This window comes from Streptomyces sp. NBC_00252, assembly GCF_036187565.1.
Taxonomy (GTDB): Bacteria; Actinomycetota; Actinomycetes; order Streptomycetales; family Streptomycetaceae; genus Streptomyces.
Genome location: NZ_CP108087.1, coordinates 8,172,268 through 8,188,016, shown reverse-complemented (window position 1 = coordinate 8,188,016; position 15,749 = coordinate 8,172,268). Strand labels below are relative to the sequence as shown.

General features: G+C 70.3%; 15 protein-coding genes. All 15 read right to left on the bottom strand.

From position 1 onward, the window contains the following. Positions 1-73: 73 nt before the first annotated feature. A complete protein-coding gene (locus OHT77_RS36370; protein ID WP_328832609.1) occupies positions 74-2,614 on the bottom strand; it encodes a RelA/SpoT family protein in 2,541 nt (846 codons plus the stop codon). Positions 2,615-2,857: 243 nt separating this feature from the next. Then, positions 2,858-3,397 (bottom strand): adenine phosphoribosyltransferase, encoded by a 540-nt coding sequence (locus OHT77_RS36365; protein WP_266766971.1) that lies wholly within the window; start codon positions 3,395-3,397, stop codon positions 2,858-2,860. Continuing rightward, complete coding sequence (gene secF / locus OHT77_RS36360) at positions 3,394-4,518, bottom strand: protein translocase subunit SecF (RefSeq protein ID WP_328832608.1); 1,125 nt, start codon at positions 4,516-4,518, stop codon at positions 3,394-3,396. The genes OHT77_RS36365 and secF overlap by 4 nt, the downstream gene beginning before the upstream one ends. Position 4,519: 1 nt before the next feature. Continuing rightward, positions 4,520-6,268: a protein translocase subunit SecD gene (secD, locus tag OHT77_RS36355; protein ID WP_328832607.1), complete on the bottom strand. Its 1,749-nt coding sequence runs from the start codon at positions 6,266-6,268 to the stop codon at positions 4,520-4,522. Positions 6,269-6,409: 141 nt separating this feature from the next. Continuing rightward, positions 6,410-6,916, bottom strand: coding sequence for a preprotein translocase subunit YajC (gene yajC / locus OHT77_RS36350; RefSeq protein ID WP_328832606.1), 507 nt, complete (start codon positions 6,914-6,916; stop codon positions 6,410-6,412). Positions 6,917-7,081: 165 nt separating this feature from the next. Then, positions 7,082-8,152 (bottom strand): Holliday junction branch migration DNA helicase RuvB, encoded by a 1,071-nt coding sequence (gene ruvB, locus OHT77_RS36345; protein ID WP_266766975.1) that lies wholly within the window; start codon positions 8,150-8,152, stop codon positions 7,082-7,084. A gap of 10 nt (positions 8,153-8,162) precedes the next feature. Next, the gene (gene ruvA / locus OHT77_RS36340; RefSeq protein WP_328832605.1) at positions 8,163-8,768 is read right to left on the bottom strand and encodes a Holliday junction branch migration protein RuvA; all 606 of its coding nucleotides are present in this window, start codon (positions 8,766-8,768) and stop codon (positions 8,163-8,165) included. Next, positions 8,765-9,367, bottom strand: coding sequence for a crossover junction endodeoxyribonuclease RuvC (ruvC, locus tag OHT77_RS36335; protein ID WP_328832604.1), 603 nt, complete (start codon positions 9,365-9,367; stop codon positions 8,765-8,767). The genes ruvA and ruvC overlap by 4 nt, the downstream gene beginning before the upstream one ends. A 108-nt stretch (positions 9,368-9,475) precedes the next feature. Beyond that, positions 9,476-10,228, bottom strand: a complete 753-nt coding sequence (locus OHT77_RS36330) for a YebC/PmpR family DNA-binding transcriptional regulator (RefSeq protein WP_033282259.1) — start codon at positions 10,226-10,228, stop codon at positions 9,476-9,478. Positions 10,229-10,279: 51 nt separating this feature from the next. Further along, the gene (gene pdxT, locus OHT77_RS36325) at positions 10,280-10,894 is read right to left on the bottom strand and encodes a pyridoxal 5'-phosphate synthase glutaminase subunit PdxT (RefSeq protein WP_266766978.1); all 615 of its coding nucleotides are present in this window, start codon (positions 10,892-10,894) and stop codon (positions 10,280-10,282) included. 6 nt (positions 10,895-10,900) lie between these two features. After that, the gene (gene pdxS, locus OHT77_RS36320; RefSeq protein WP_200686525.1) at positions 10,901-11,812 is read right to left on the bottom strand and encodes a pyridoxal 5'-phosphate synthase lyase subunit PdxS; all 912 of its coding nucleotides are present in this window, start codon (positions 11,810-11,812) and stop codon (positions 10,901-10,903) included. Positions 11,813-12,015: 203 nt separating this feature from the next. After that, the gene (locus OHT77_RS36315) at positions 12,016-12,558 is read right to left on the bottom strand and encodes a hypothetical protein (RefSeq protein ID WP_328832603.1); all 543 of its coding nucleotides are present in this window, start codon (positions 12,556-12,558) and stop codon (positions 12,016-12,018) included. Positions 12,559-12,756: 198 nt separating this feature from the next. Further along, positions 12,757-13,917: a glycosyltransferase family 4 protein gene (locus OHT77_RS36310; protein WP_328832602.1), complete on the bottom strand. Its 1,161-nt coding sequence runs from the start codon at positions 13,915-13,917 to the stop codon at positions 12,757-12,759. Then, positions 13,914-14,825: a phosphatidylinositol mannoside acyltransferase gene (locus OHT77_RS36305; protein ID WP_328832600.1), complete on the bottom strand. Its 912-nt coding sequence runs from the start codon at positions 14,823-14,825 to the stop codon at positions 13,914-13,916. Before OHT77_RS36305 ends, OHT77_RS36310 begins: the two co-directional genes overlap by 4 nt. Continuing rightward, on the bottom strand, positions 14,822-15,556 hold the full coding sequence (pgsA, locus tag OHT77_RS36300) for a phosphatidylinositol phosphate synthase (RefSeq protein ID WP_328834443.1): 735 nt from the start codon (positions 15,554-15,556) through the stop codon (positions 14,822-14,824). Before pgsA ends, OHT77_RS36305 begins: the two co-directional genes overlap by 4 nt. Positions 15,557-15,749: the final 193 nt, after the last annotated feature.

Below are 15,749 nucleotides of genomic sequence, written 5' to 3'. Positions count from 1 at the left end.
CTACTCAGCACGCATACGAAGAGGGGCTCCCGTACATCACGTACGGGAGCCCCTCTTCGTGGAAGCCGTATGCCTACGTCTTGTTGCGCGCCGACGTCACCCGGTACACGTCGTAGACGCCCTCCACTCCCCTGACCGCCTTCAGGACGTGGCCCAGGTGCTTGGGGTCGCCCATCTCGAAGGTGAAGCGGGAGGTGGCGACGCGGTCGCGGGAGGTCTGGACGGCCGCGGAGAGGATGTTGACGTGCTGGTCGGACAGGACGCGGGTGACGTCCGAGAGGAGCCGGGAGCGGTCCAGGGCCTCGACCTGGATGGCGACCAGGAAGACCGAGGACTGGGTGGGCGCCCACTCGACCTCGAGGATGCGTTCGGGTTCGCGGGACAGTGACTCCACGTTGACGCAGTCGCTGCGGTGAACCGATACGCCGCTGCCCCGGGTGACGAACCCGATGATGGGGTCGCCGGGGACGGGCGTACAACAGCGGGCCAGTTTGACCCACACGTCGTCGACGCCCTTGACGACGACACCGGGGTCGGCGTTCGACCGGCGCTTGCGCCCGCGGCCGTGCGCCGGCGGCACGCTCTCGTCGATCTCCTCGGTGGCCGCCTCCTCGCCGCCGAGCGCCTGCACCAGTTTCTGTACGACGTTCTGCGCGGCGACATGGCCCTCGCCGATCGCCGCGTACAGCGAGGAGATGTCCGGGTAGCGCATCTCGTGCGCGAGCGTGACGAGGGAGTCGCCGGTGAGGATGCGCTGGATCGGCAGGTTCTGTTTGCGCATCGCGCGGGCGATGGCGTCCTTGCCCTGCTCGATCGCCTCGTCGCGGCGCTCCTTGGAGAACCACGCTCTGATCTTGTTGCGGGCGCGCGGCGACTTCACGAAGCCGAGCCAGTCGCGGGAGGGGCCCGCGCCGGGCGCCTTGGAGGTGAAGACCTCGACCAGGTCGCCGTTGTCCAGGGTGGATTCGAGCGGTACGAGCCGCCCGTTGACCCGTGCTCCTATGGTCCGGTGGCCGACCTCGGTGTGCACCGCGTACGAGAAGTCGACCGGGGTGGCGCCCGCGGGCAGCGCTATCACGTCGCCCTTGGGCGTGAAGACGAAGACCTCGTTGCGGGACAGGTCGAAGCGCAGGGACTCCAGGAACTCGCCCGGGTCCTCGGTCTCCTTCTGCCAGTCGAGCAACTGGCGCAGCCACGCCATGTCGTTGAGGTGGTCGTCCTTGCCGGTGGTCCGGGGCGTCTCCGCGCGGACCTTGGAGGTACCGGCGACGGCCTCCTGCTTGTACTTCCAGTGCGCGGCGATGCCGTACTCGGCACGGCGGTGCATGTCGAAGGTACGGATCTGCAGCTCAACGGGCTTGCCGTTGGGGCCGATCACGGTCGTGTGCAGCGACTGGTACATGTTGAACTTGGGCATCGCGATGTAGTCCTTGAACCGGCCGGGGACCGGGTTCCATCGCGCGTGCACGGTGCCGAGTGCCGCGTAGCAGTCGCGGACGGTGTCCACGAGGACGCGGATGCCGACCAGGTCGTAGATCTCCGCGAAATCGCGACCGCGGACGATCATCTTCTGGTAGACGCTGTAGTAGTGCTTCGGGCGGCCGGTGACGGTCGCCTTGATGCGGGCGGCGCGCAGGTCGGTCTGGACCTCGTCGGTCACTATGGCCAGGTACTCGTCACGCTTCGGTGCCCGCTCGGCCACCAGCCGGACGATCTCGTCGTACATCTTGGGGTAGAGGATCGCGAAGGCGAGGTCCTCCAGTTCCCACTTGATGGTGTTCATGCCCAGGCGGTGGGCGAGCGGCGCGTAGATCTCGAGGGTCTCGCGCGCCTTCTTCTCCTGCTTCTCGCGCTTGAGGTAGCGCATGGTGCGCATGTTGTGCAGGCGGTCGGCGAGCTTGATGACCAGGACGCGCGGGTCCTTGGCCATGGCCACGACCATCTTGCGCACGGTCTCGGCCTGCGCGGCCTCGCCGAACTTGACCTTGTCGAGCTTGGTGACGCCGTCGACGAGGAGCGCGACGGAGTCGCCGAAGTCGCGGCGGAGTTGGTCGAGGCCGTACTCGGTGTCCTCGACGGTGTCGTGCAGCAGGCCCGCCATCAGCGTGGCCGGGTCCATGCCCAGCTCGGCGAGGATCGTCGTCACGGCGAGCGGGTGCGTGATGTACGGGTCGCCGCTCTTGCGCTTCTGGCCGCGGTGCCAGCGCTCGGCGACCTGGTAGGCGCTCTCGACCTGGCGGAGGGTGGCCGTCTCGATCTTCGGGTCGTTGCTGCGCACTATCCGCAGCAGGGGCTCCAGGACCGGGTTGTACGGGTTGGAGCGCTGGACGCCGAGACGGGCGAGGCGGGCGCGGACGCGGTTGGAGGAGCCGCCGCCGGTGCGGGCGGGCTGGCCTGCCGTGGGCCGGGGCGCGGGGGTGGCAGCGGGGCGCTCGACCTGGGCGGGCTTGGGGCGCGAGGGCTCGGCCGCCTTGTCGGCGGGCGCCGACCGGTCGTGCTCCGCCGCCGGGCGGGGTTCGCTCGGTGCGGCGCTCGCGCTCGTGGCGGGCTCCGCCGCGGGGCCCGGGGTGGGCTCGGGCTTGGCGGCGGTCAGGGGCTGGGCCTCGTCTGCCAAGAGGACTCCTCGTGCGCGATCCGGGTCCCCCGGTCAGGCTCCGGAGTGCCCATGGTAGCGATCCCGGACCCCGGGCTCGCCTTCAGCCCGATGTGAGGGCCGTCTACCGGTGCAACACGAGAGGCGGGCACCGGATTCCTCCGGGCCCGCCTCCGCGGTGTCCTACGGGTGTCCCAGGGCTTTCCTGCGGCCTTCCTGCGGCCGTCCTGCGGATGTCCCGGGATTCTTTTTTCCCGCCGGCGCTCAGAGCTGGAGCAGCGCCTCCAGAGGAGCTCCTTGCAGGGTCGGCTCCAGCCGGGCCCGGCCGTTCAGGAAACCCAGCTCCATGAGGACGGCGACGCCCGCGATCTCGGCGCCCGCCCTGCGGATCAGCTGCAGGGAGGCCTCGGCGGTGCCGCCGGTGGCCAGGACGTCGTCGACGACCAGGACGCGGTCACCGGCGCTCAGGTCCTCGGCGTGCACCTCGATCTCGGCGGAGCCGTACTCCAGGTCGTACGCCTGGCTGAGGGTCGCTCCGGGGAGCTTGCCCGCCTTGCGCACGGGGATGAAGCCGACGCCCGCGCGGATGGCCACCGGAGCCCCCAGGATGAACCCGCGGGCCTCCAGGCCTACGACCTTCGTGGCGCCGGTGCTCACGACGACCTCGGCGAGGGCGTCCGTGAGCGCCGTGAACGCGGCCGGGTCCGCCAGGAGCGGGGTGATGTCCTTGAACACCACACCCGGCTCCGGGTAGTCGGCCACATCGCGGATACGGCTGAGCAGCAGCTCCTGGATGTCGGTCATCGGCGCTTCCCCGAGGGGCGGCCGCGGCCGCGGTTGCGGGACGCCGGCTGGGTGCGCGGGCCGACGACGGCTGCCGCGTCCTCGGGCTCGTCGTCGTAGTCGTCGTCCGAGCGGGCGGTGACCTCGGGCTCGACCGGCTCGCCCTGCGCGGCGGCCTGAGCGCGCTTGGCGAGGACGCGCTTCTTGAGCGCCTTCATCTGCGGCTCGGCCTCCTTGAGGTCGGCGACGAGCGGCGTGGCGATGAAGATCGAGGAGTACGCACCGGCCGCGAGGCCGACGAACAGCGACAGCGAGATGTCGTTGAGGACACCCGCGCCGAGGAAGCCGCCGCCGATGAACAGCAGCGCCGCGACCGGGAGCAGCGCGACGACCGTGGTGTTGATGGAACGCACCAGGGTGCCGTTGATCGAGCGGTTGGCGATGTCGCTGTAGGTCCAGCGGGTCTGCTTGGTGATGTCCTTTGTCTGCTCCTTGAGGCTGTCGAAGACGACGACCGTGTCGTAGAGCGAGTAACCGAGGATGGTCAGCAGACCGATCACCGTGCCGGGCGTGACCTCGAAGCCCACGAGGGCGTAGATCCCGATGGTGATGGTGATGTCGTGGATCAGGGCGACGAGCGCGGCCAGGGCCATGCGCCACTCGAAGGCGATCGCCAGGTAGATCACGACCAGCACCATGAAGATCGCCAGGCCTTCCCAGGCCTTGTTGGCGACCTGGTCACCCCAGCTGGGGCCGACCAGGTCGGCGGCGATGCTCTCGGAGCTGGTGCCGAGGTCCTTGGCCAGCTTCGTCTTGATGCTGTCGGACTTGTCGGTGTCGATGCCCGCGATCTGGATGCGGAGGCTGCCGTCGCCGAGCTTCTGGACGACCGCGTCGTGGCCGGAGGCGTCCTCGGCGTACTTCTCGGCCTGGCTGACCGAGGCGCTCATGTTCTTCGGCGTGGTGAAGGCGGCGCCGCCCTGGAACTCGATGCCCATGTTCAGGCCGCGCACCGTCAGGCCGAGGATGGCCGTGATGGTGATCAGGATCGAGATGCCGTACCAGATCTTGCGATTGCCGACGAAGTCGTACCCGACCTCGCCACGGTGCAGTCGGGCGCCGAGGTTGCCGAGTTTCGACATCTCACGCCTCCTTCGGGTCGACGGGGGCGGAGGGACGGCGGGTGCGGCGCAGGGGCGGCTTGGCGCCGAGTGCCTTCGGGTCCAGGCCGGAGTACTTGTGGCCGTTCGAGAAGAACTTGCGGCGGGCGAGGATCGTCATCAGCGGCTTGGTGAAGAGGAAGACGACGACGACGTCGAGCACGGTGGTCAGGCCGAGGGTGAACGCGAAGCCCTGGACCTTGCCGACGGTGACGATGAACAGCACCGCGGCGGCGAGGAACGACACGAAGTCGGAGACCAGGATGGTGCGCCGGGCGCGCGGCCAGGCCCGCTCGACGGCGGGACGCAGCGAGCGGCCCTCGCGGATCTCGTCCCGGATGCGTTCGAAGAACACGATGAACGAGTCCGCGGTGATACCGATCGCGACGATCGCACCGCAGACCGCCGGGAGGTTCAGCGCGAAGCCGATGCCCGGGCCGAGCAGCGCCATGATCACGTACGTGAGGATCGCGGAGACCAGCAGCGAGGGGATCGCGATGACCGACAGGCCGCGGTAGAAGATCAGCAGGTAGATGACGACCAGCGCGAGGCCGATCGCGCCCGCGATCAGACCGGCGTGCAGCTGCTCACCGCCGAGGGCCGCGGTCACCGTGGTGACGCTGTCCTCCTTGAAGGTCAGCGGCAGGGCGCCGTAGGACAGCATGTTGGCGAGGCTCTGGGCCTCTTCCTGGGTGAAGCTGCCGGAGATCTCCGCGTTGCCGCCCGTGATGGACGAGCTGACGTACGGGCTGGAGACGACCTGGCCGTCGAGGACGATGCCGAACTCGTTCTGCGGCTGGGTGTTCTTCGCCAGCTCGCCGGTGATCGACGCGAACTTGTCGGAACCCTTCCCCGTGAAGTCCATGGTGACCTGCCAGCCGGCGGCGGTCGTCGTGTTGTAGACGGCCTGCGCCTTCTTGACGTCCGTGCCGTCCACGGCGGCGGGACCGAGCAGGTACTTGTACCAGACGCCGGAGACCTTGCCGCAGGCGACGGTCGCTTCCTTGGCGGTGGCGTCCTTGCCCGCGGTGTTCTGGACCGCCTTCTTGGAGCAGTCGAGCGCGGTGTACTGGGCTTCCAGCTTGGTGGCGGCCGCGCTGGCGGCGCTGGAGCTGTTCGCCGACGGGGTGGCGCTGGGGCTCGCGGAGGAGGAGGCGTCGGCCTTCAGCGCGTCGCTGGCGGCGCGGCCCTGAGAGGTGGCGGTGGCCGTCGGGGTCGCGGAGCTCGACGAGGAACCGGTCGCCTTGGGCTTGGCCGAGCTCGATGAGCTGCCGGACGCACTGCTGGACGCGCTCGGCGAGGGGCTCGCCGTCGCGGCGCCTGCGGACGCCTCCGTGGCCAGGACCGGACGGAAGTACAGCTTGGCCGTGGTACCGACCTGCTGGCGCGCTTCCTCCGAGTTCGTGCCCTTGGGGATGTTGACGATGATGTTCCTGCTGCCCTGCGTCTGGACCTCGGCCTCCGAGACACCAAGACCATTGACACGGCGGTTCATGATGTCGACCGCGGTGTCCATGTTGGTCTTGTTGATCGCGGATTCCTGGCCCTTCTCCGGGACGGCCCGGAGGGTGATGCTCGTGCCGCCGGCCAGGTCGATGCCGAGACGCGGAGTGTCGTGCCCGGATGCGAACATGCCACCGGTGAGCGCCACGATGGCGATCAGGATGAGGGCCAGCGAGCGCCCCGGCTTGCTCTGGGCGCTCGCGCTACGGCCCCTCTTAGGTGCTGCCACCTTCTCGTACTCCCTCTCGGGCCGCTCGGCGCCGGGTCAGCGCGGCTGCGGCCATGACATGGTGTCGGGATCCCGTGCGAGCGACGCACGTGCCCGGGTGCGCGGGGCACGAGCGGGTCGCGCCGCGCTCCCGGGACGTTACTACTTCGCGTCGGAGTCGCCGTCGGTCTTCTTCGGCTCTTCTTCCGTCTTCGCCTCTGCGGCCTCGGCCGGCTCCTCGGTGGCGTCGGCCGGCTCGACGGCCGCGTCCTTCTTGCCGAGGTCGATGGGCTTGTCGTCGGAAGAGTCGGCGGCGGGCTCGTCGGTCTCGGTGAGGGAGGAGGCGTCGTCCGGGACGATGTTGGCGTCGTCCTTCAGGTCGTGCTCGACGCCGTGGACGATGCGGTTGTACTCGTCGTCGCTGAGGACGGCGCCGATCGCGTTCTTCGCGAAGAGAAGCTCGACGCCCGGGCCGGCGTCGAGAAGGACCGTCTCCTCGTTGACCTCCTTGACCGTCGCGTACACGCCCCCGATCGTGCGGACGCCGGTGCCGGGCTGCATGTCATTACGCATCGACGCGGCCGCCTGCTGCTTGCGCTTGGCAGAGCGGGTCATCAGGAACATGGCCCCGATGAGCACGATGAAGGGGAGGAGGGTCACGATATTCACGGGACGGAATTTCCTTCGCACGACCGCGGCGGTGAGCGGCCTGGTGGATGGGGGTGGTCGGCGCCGCCCACAAAGGCGGCATCGGCGGAGTCTAAGCGAGTCCACGCTGATGGAACAACGCTCAGCATGGCACCGGGGTTCCTGACCCGGCCAGTGCCCCCGCCGTCACGCCCCGAACAGGTCCCCTTGTCCGTTTCCCCCGGTTGACGCGCGGGGCGGGGTGAGGCCGAGATGCGCCCACGCGGCCGGAGTGGCGACGCGTCCGCGCGGGGTGCGGGCCAGCAGTCCCTCCCGTACGAGGAAGGGTTCGGCGACCTCTTCGACGGTCTCGCGCTCCTCCCCCACGGCGACGGCGAGCGTGGACAGGCCGACCGGTCCGCCGCCGAACAGCTTGAGCAGGGCTTCGAGGACACCGCGGTCGAGCCGGTCGAGGCCGCGGCCGTCGACCTCGTAGACCTTGAGGGCGGCCCCGGCGATGTCCTGGGTGATGAAGCCGTCGGCCTTGACCTGCGCGTAGTCACGGACGCGGCGCAGCAGCCGGTTGGCGATGCGGGGGGTGCCGCGGGAGCGGCCGGCGATCTCGGCGGCGCCGGCCGGGTCGATCTCCACGTCGAGGAGGTTGGCCGAGCGGTGGATGACGCGCTCCAGCTCGGCCGGTTCGTAGAACTCCATGTGCGCGGTGAAGCCGAAGCGGTCGCGCAGCGGGGGCGGCAGCAGTCCCGCGCGCGTGGTGGCGCCGACCAGGGTGAACGGGGGCAGCTCCAGCGGGATCGCGGTGGCGCCGGGGCCCTTGCCGACGATGACGTCGACGCGGAAGTCCTCCATCGCCATGTAGAGCATCTCTTCGGCGGGCCGGGACATGCGGTGGATCTCGTCGAGGAAGAGCACCTCGCCCTCCTGGAGGGAGGAGAGGATCGCGGCGAGGTCGCCGGCGTGCTGGATGGCGGGGCCGCTGGTGATGCGGATGGGGGCGCCCATCTCGGCCGCGATGATCATCGACAGGGTGGTCTTGCCGAGGCCGGGGGCACCGGAGAGCAGCACGTGGTCGGCGGTGGCGCCACGCGCGCGTGCGGCGCGCAGCACCAGGTCGAGCTGTTCGCGGACCTTCTCCTGGCCGATGAACTCGCCCAGGTCCTTGGGGCGCAGGGCGGCCTCGACGGCCTGGTCCTCGCGGTCGGCGACCGAGCCCACCAGCCGCTCGGCGGCGGTCTCGTCGGTCGTGTCGTCCCAGTTCACTGACGGTCTCCTAGCGGGCGCGGTTCAGGGTCTGCAGGGCGGCCTTGAGCAACTGCCCCACCTGCGGCGCCCCTTCGGCGGCCTCGGCCTGCGGTGCCACGGCGGACACGGCCTCGTCGGCCTCGCGGGTCGCGTACCCGAGGCCGATGAGGGCGGCGTGCAGCTGGTCGCGCCAGCCGCTGGTGACCGGGGCGCCGACCGCGGGGGCGCCGACCGGTGCGCCGAGCCGGTCCTTGAACTCCAGCAGCAGCTTCTGGGCGCCCTTCTTGCCGATGCCCGGCACGGCCATCAGCGCCTTCTCGTCCCCCGAGGCGACGGCCCGGCGCAGCGCGTCCGGGGTGTGCACGGCGAGCATGGCCTGCGCGAGCCGGGGGCCGACGCCGGTCGCGGTCTGGAGCAGCTCGAAGATCTGGCGTTCGTCGTCGTCGACGAAGCCGTACAGCGTGAGCGAGTCCTCGCGGACGACCAGGGAGGTGGCGAGCTTGGCGGGCTTGCCGAGGCGGAGCGTGGACAGCGTGTTCGGCGTGCACTGGACGGCCATGCCGACACCGCCGACCTCGAGCACCGCGGTGTCGGGGGCGAGTGCGGCGACCGTGCCGCTGACGAAGGCGATCATGCGGTACGGCCTTTCGGGGCTTGCCGGGTGTTCGGGGCGTGCGGGGTCTTCAGCGTGCCGGCCGCGTGCTGGGCGATGGCCTGCTGCAGGCGGTTCTGGGCGACCGCCTGCTGGAGGCGGTTGGTCGCCGGGCCCCGCCAGATGTGACAGATCGCCAGCGCGAGGGCGTCGGCCGCGTCGGCGGGCTTGGGGGGTGCGTCGAGCCGGAGCAGGCGGGTCACCATGGCGCCGACCTGGGCTTTGTCGGCACGGCCGCTGCCGGTGACGGCGGCCTTGACCTCGCTGGGGGTGTGCAGGGCGACCGGGATGCCGCGGCGGGCGGCGCACAGCATCGCGACGGCGCTGGCCTGGGCGGTGCCCATCACCGTACGGACGTTGTGCTGGCTGAACACCCGCTCCACGGCGACGAATTCGGGCCGGTGTTCGTCGAGCCACGCTTCGATGCCCTGCTCGATGGCGACCAGGCGCAGGCCCAACTCGGCGTCCGCCGGGGTCCGTACGACGCCGACGCCGACCATGGTGAGTGGTCGGCCCGCGACGCCGTCGACGACGCCGACACCGCATCGCGTCAGTCCGGGGTCCACCCCGAGTACTCGCACGCCAACCCCCCTCGTTCGATTGCCTGTTTGTGCAGGCTATCGGGTGTCACTGACAAAGCGACGGGCCGACGGGGTGTGTCCCGTCGGCCCGTTCGGCTTGTCGGCTGCTCAGGCGTCGACCTTCTCCATGACCTCGTCGCTGACGTCGAAGTTGGCGAAGACGTTCTGCACGTCGTCGCTGTCCTCCAGGGCGTCGATCAGCTTGAAGATCTTGCGGGCGCCGTCCTCGTCGAGCTCGACCTGCATGGTCGGGACGAAGTTGGCGTCGGCGGAGTCGTAGTCGATGCCGGCGTCCTGGAGCGCGGTGCGGACCGCGACCAGGTCGGTGGCCTCGGAGATGACCTCGAAGGTGTCACCCAGGTCGTTGACCTCTTCGGCACCGGCGTCGAGCACGGCACCGAGGACGTCGTCCTCGCCCAGCTCGCCCTTGGGGACGATGACGACGCCCTTGCGGTTGAAGAGGTACGACACGGAACCGGGGTCGGCCATGTTCCCGCCGTTGCGGGTCATGGCGACGCGGACGTCCGAGGCGGCGCGGTTGCGGTTGTCGGTGAGGCACTCGATGAGCACCGCGACACCGTTGGGGCCGTAACCCTCGTACATGATCGTCTCGTAGTCGGCGCCACCGGCCTCGAGACCGGCACCGCGCTTGACCGCGGAGTCGATGTTCTTGTTCGGGACCGAGCTCTTCTTGGCCTTCTGGATGGCGTCGAACAGCGTCGGGTTGCCGGACACATCGGCGCCACCGGTACGGGCCGCGACCTCGATGTTCTTGATCATCTTCGCGAAGAGCTTGCCGCGCTTGGCATCGATCACGGCCTTCTTGTGCTTCGTCGTAGCCCATTTAGAGTGGCCGGACATCTGCCTGTCTCCTTCGCGTAACCCAACTCTTTACGAACCCCAGAGATCCTACTAGGACCCCGGAGCCAGGTTCGCGCGCACCATGTCGACGAACAGGGAGTGCACGCGGTGGTCGCCGGTCAGTTCCGGGTGGAACGACGTGGCGAGCGCGTTGCCCTGGCGGACCGCGACGATGTGGCCCTCGTGTTCGGCGAGGACCTCGGTCTCGGCCCCGACGGACTCGACCCAGGGGGCGCGGATGAAGACGCCCTCCACAGGATCGCCCTCTATGCCCCGGACGTCGACAGCTGCTTCGAAGGATTCGTTCTGCCGTCCGAAGGCGTTGCGGCGCACGATCATGTCGATGCCGCCGATCGTCTCCTGGCCCGAGCGCGGGTCGAGGATCTTGTCGGCGAGCATGATCAGGCCGGCGCAGGTGCCGTAGACGGGCATGCCTGCACGCACGCGCGTGCGCAGCGGGTCCATCACTCCGAAGAGGACGGCCAGCTTGGAGATGGTGGTCGACTCACCCCCGGGGATGACGAGACCGTCCACCTCGGCGAGTTCCTCGGGGCGCCTGACCTGCCTGGCCACGGCGTCGGCCGCGGCCAGGGCGATCAGGTGCTCCCGTACGTCGCCCTGGAGAGCGAGGACGCCGATGACAGGGGCTGAAGAAACATCCGCCATGGGTGGTTACCAGCCGCGGTTGGCGTAGCGCTCGGTCTCGGGGAGGGTGTCGCAGTTGATGCCGACCATGGCCTCGCCGAGGTTGCGGGACGCGTCCGCGATGATCTTCGGGTCGTCGTAGAAGGTGGTCGCCTTCACGATGGCGGCGGCGCGCTTGGCCGGGTCGCCGGACTTGAAGATGCCGGAGCCGACGAAGACGCCCTCGGCGCCGAGCTGGCGCATCAGGGCCGCGTCGGCGGGGGTGGCGACACCGCCGGCGGAGAACAGCACGACCGGGAGCTTGCCGAGCTCGGCGACCTCGCGGACGATCTCGTACGGCGCGCGCAGCTCCTTGGCGGCGGCGTACAGCTCGTTGTTGTCGAAGCCGCGCAGCTTGGCGATCTCGTTCTTGATCTGGCGGAGGTGGCGGACCGCCTCGACGACGTTGCCGGTGCCGGCCTCGCCCTTGGAGCGGATCATCGCGGCGCCCTCGGCGATGCGGCGCAGGGCCTCGCCCAGGTTGGTGGCACCACAGACGAAGGGGGTCGTGAAGGCCCACTTGTCGGAGTGGTTGACCTCGTCGGCCGGGGTGAGGACCTCGGACTCGTCGATGTAGTCGACGCCGAGGGACTGCAGGACCTGGGCCTCGACGAAGTGGCCGATACGGGACTTGGCCATGACCGGGATGGAGACCGCCTCGATGATCTCCTCGATCATCGTCGGGTCGGACATCCGGGCCACGCCGCCGTCCTTGCGGATGTCGGCGGGGACCCGCTCCAGGGCCATGACGGCCACGGCGCCGGCGTCCTCGGCGATCTTCGCCTGCTCGGCGTTGACCACGTCCATGATCACCCCGCCCTTGAGCTGCTCGGCCATCCCGCGCTTCACGCGCGCGGTGCCGGTCTCGGGGGTCTGGGCGGAGCTGGGGGTGCTGGACACGGGGTGACCTCACTCGGTGAAAGAGGGTTTCTGCAGTACCGAGGAAACGTGAGAGGTGCAGGCCACAGCAAGGGCCAATGAACACCCGGTGGATCGTTTTCGAACCGGTGTGCCTTGTGGGTGCGTTCTAAGGCGTGCTCCAGGGCGGTCTTCCACGGCGTGCTCTACGACGGTCTTCCACGGCTGTGCCGCGCCGTTCTGTTCTACGCCGCCCGGTCCACCAGCGCCGCCGGGGGCTCGTCGTCCATCTCGAAGGCCATCGGGAAGGGCGCGTGCCCGGCCAGCCGGAACCAGCGGACCTTGCGGTGCCGCCGCAGGGCGCGGGCCGCGCGTACGGCGTCGTTGTGGAAGCGGCGGGCCATGGGCACCCGCCGTACCGCCTCGGTGAGTTCGTGGGCGGCCGCCTCTCCCCCGGGGGCCTCGCGGACGCCCTCCACCTGCGGGGCCTCTCCGAAGACGGCACGCAGGGCCTGGCTCAACTCGCTCTCGGCGACCTCCCGTTGCTCCTCCTCGGCCTGCCGGGCGGCGTGCGCGGCTTCGTAGAGGACGATCGAGGCGGCCGGGTCGAGGACGCCGGAGGTGGCCAGTTCCTGGGTCACCGAGGCGCGGCGCAGCAGTTGGGCGTCCAGTGCGGCGCGGGCCGCGTCGATCCGGGCGTGCAGCCGGTCGAGCCGTCCCGCGGTCCAGCTCAGGTACAGGCCGATCGCTACGACGGCCACGAGGATCCAGATCAGGGTTGCGGTCACGGGCGGCAACGCTACCGGGCCGTTCCACTTGGGTTGACCGGGATTCGTGCGGGGTGTTGGTGTGGGCGTTGTGGGGGCTGCGCCCCCACGCCCCCGCTTCGGCCTTCGGCCTCGTCCTCAAACGCCGGACGGGCTGAGTGTGTCCGGCGTTGGCTGGGAGGAACCGCCCCTCACATAACCGCCGAAACCCCGCGACTCTCAGTCCCGCGCCAGTCCGAACCTCGCCCGCAACCCCGTCCGTTCGTCCGTCGCCACCGCTGCCGCGCCCGCCGTCACCGTCTCGTACACCGACAGGATGTCCGCGCCGACCGTCGACCAGTCGAAGCGTCGTACGTGGGCGCTCCCGCTCTGCCGCAGCTCGGCCAGGCGGTCGGGGTCGCCGAGGAGACGTACCGCCGCCTCCGCCAGGGCGTCGGCGTCCTCGTTGGTGAAGAGTTCGCCGGCGCCGCCCTGGTCGAGGACCTGGGCGAAGGCGGGGAGGTCGGAGGCGAGAACCGGGGCGCCTGCGGACATGGCCTCCACGAGGATGATGCCGAAGCTCTCGCCGCCGGTGTTGGGGGCCACGTAGAGGTCGATGCTGCGGAGGAAGCGGGCCTTGTCCTCGTCGCTGATCATGCCGAGGAACTCGACGCGGGAGCGCAGGTCCTCGGGGAGGGACTCGACGGCCTCCTCCTCGTCGCCCCGGCCGGCGACCAGGAGTCTGGCCCGCGGGTGTTCGGCGAGGATCTTCGGCAGGGCCTTCATGAGGACCGGGAGGCCCTTGCGGGGTTCGTCGATGCGGCCGATGAAGCCGATGGTCCCGCCCTGCCATTCGGGCTTGGGTTCGGCGCGGGCGAAGAAGTCGACGTCGACGCCGTTCGGGATGACGACCGCGTCGCCGCCGAGGTGTTCGACGAGGGTGCGCCGGGCGTACTCGCTCACGGCGATCCGCGCGCTGATCTTCTCCAGCGCGGCCTGGAGGATCGCGTACGCGGCGATCATCGCCCGGGAGCGCGGGTTGGAGGTGTGGAAGGTGGCGACGATCGGGCCCTGTGCCGCCCAGCAGGCGAGGAGGCCGAGGGACGGCGAGGTCGGTTCGTGGATGTGGATGACGTCGAACTCGCCGTCGTGCAGCCAGCGTCGCACCCGGGCGGCGGACAGGAAGCCGAAGTTCAGGCGGGCCACCGAGCCGTTGTACGGCACCGGGACGGCACGGCCGGCCGAGACGACGTAGGGCGGCAGCGGGGTGTCGTCGTCGGCCGGGGCCAGGACGGAGACCTCGTGGCCGAGCCGGATGAAGTACTCGGCGAGGTCTCTGATGTGGAACTGGACGCCGCCGGGGACGTCCCAGGAGTAGGGGCAGACGATGCCGATCCTCACGAGGGCCCCTTGCTGGGATCGAGGTCCGCGAGCCACAAGCGCTGGAGCATGTGCCAGTCCTCCGGGTGGTCGGCGATGCCGGTGGCGAAGGCGTCTGCCAGCGCCTGTGTCATGACAGACGTCTTCTCGGCCCGGTCGCCTGACTCGGGCACCTCGACCGGCGGGTGGACCCGGCCCTGCATGACCGGTGAGTCGTCGTACCAGAGCGTGACGGGGAGCAGGAGCGCGCCCGTCTGCTGGGCGAGGAGGGCCGGTCCGGCGGGCATCCGGGTGGCCTCGCCGAAGAACGTGACCTCGACTCCGGAGGCGGACAGGTCGCGTTCGGCGACCAGGCAGACCAGGCCGCCGTCCCGCAGGCGCCGGGCGAGGGTGCCGAAGGCGGTGCCGCCGCTGTGCGGGAGGACCTCCATGCCGAGGCCCTCGCGGTAGGCGACGAAGCGGTCGTAGAGCGTCTCGGGCTTGAGGCGTTCGGCCACCGTGGTGAACGGGGTCTCCAGGGCGGTGGTGACCCAGGCGCCCGCGAGGTCCCAGTTGGCCAGGTGGGGCAGCGCGAGGACGACACCGCGGCCGGAGGCGATGCCGTCGGTGAGGTGGTGCAGGCCCTTGGGGTCGAAGCCGGTGCGGATCCGCTCGGCGCTCCAGGCGGGGAGCCGGAAGGACTCCATCCAGTAGCGCAGGTACGACCGCATGCCCGCGCGCGAGAGCTCGGCGAGCCGCTCGGGGCTCGCGTCGGGCACCACGCGCGCGTAGTTGCTCTCCAGCCGCTGGACGCCCTTGCCGCGGCGCTTCCAGGCGAGGTCGGCGATGGTGCGGCCGAGCCGGACGGCGACCGGCTCGGGGAGTTTCTTGACGGTGCTCCAGCCGACGCCGTAGAGCGTGTCCGTCAGCCGCTCCTGGGCACTGCTCACGGGGTGGCCCCGCTGCTGTGCTGCGCGGCCTCCTGAGCGGCGGCGGCGTCGGCCTCGGCGGCCTCACGGCGGACCGTGACGACGCGCTGGATCAGCGTGACCAGGCTGCCCACGGCGACGATCCACAGCGCGATCGGCAGCAGCCACTGGATGCCGGGGACGCCGAACTTGTGGAGTCCGGCGAGGCCGCACGCGACGAGTGAGATGACGAGCCGCTCGGCGCGCTCGACCAGGCCGTTGACGGCGACCGGCAGGCCGATCGCCTCGCCGCGCGCCTTGGTGTACGACACCACCTGGCCGCTGGCCAGGCAGAAGATCGAGACCGCGCACAGGGCGATGTTGTCGCCGCCGCCCGCGTACCAGAGGGCCAGGCCGCCGAAGACCGCGCTGTCCGCGACCCGGTCGAGCGTGGAGTCGAGGAAGGCGCCCCAGCGGCTGGAGCGGCCCAGCTGGCGGGCCATGTTGCCGTCAACGAGGTCGGAGAACACGAACAGCGTGATCACGACCGTGCCCCAGAAGAACTCGCCCATGGGGTAGAAGACCAGCGCGCCCGCGACCACTCCGGCGGTGCCGAGGAGGGTGACCATGTCGGGGCTGACGCCCCGGCGGATCAGAAACGCGGCGAACGGCGTGAGGACACGCGTGAAGAATGCACGCGCGTACTTGTTCAGCATGGCCTTCCCGAGGGTCGGTGTCGCCGCGCGGCCCCTGCTGGCCACCGGCTGGCCCATCGTAGCCACGCGCGCGCGTGGGCGACGGCCGGGCACCCGTGCGGCCCCTGTTTTGAGTGGCCGCGGCACGACTCGATGCCCTCGGTGCCGACGGCCGGATCGCGTCCGCTGTATGGACGCACCGTGACGGGAGTGGAAAGCTCGAAGCACCGCGGGCGTCATCGGAGCCGCCACCGCACGCGGCTGCGTGTGT

What these genes read in the sequence shown, in the direction of transcription:
- OHT77_RS36330 (WP_033282259.1), bottom strand. Translation starts at nt 10,228, where the DNA reads ATGTCCGGCCACTCTAAATGGGCTACGACGAAGCACAAGAAGGCCGTG.
- OHT77_RS36365 (WP_266766971.1), bottom strand. Translation starts at nt 3,397, where the DNA reads ATGACCGACATCCAGGAGCTGCTGCTCAGCCGTATCCGCGATGTGGCC.
- secF (WP_328832608.1), bottom strand. Translation starts at nt 4,518, where the DNA reads ATGTCGAAACTCGGCAACCTCGGCGCCCGACTGCACCGTGGCGAGGTC.
- pgsA (WP_328834443.1), bottom strand. Translation starts at nt 15,556, where the DNA reads ATGGGCCAGCCGGTGGCCAGCAGGGGCCGCGCGGCGACACCGACCCTC.
- pdxT (WP_266766978.1), bottom strand. Translation starts at nt 10,894, where the DNA reads ATGGCGGATGTTTCTTCAGCCCCTGTCATCGGCGTCCTCGCTCTCCAG.
- ruvA (WP_328832605.1), bottom strand. Translation starts at nt 8,768, where the DNA reads ATGATCGCCTTCGTCAGCGGCACGGTCGCCGCACTCGCCCCCGACACC.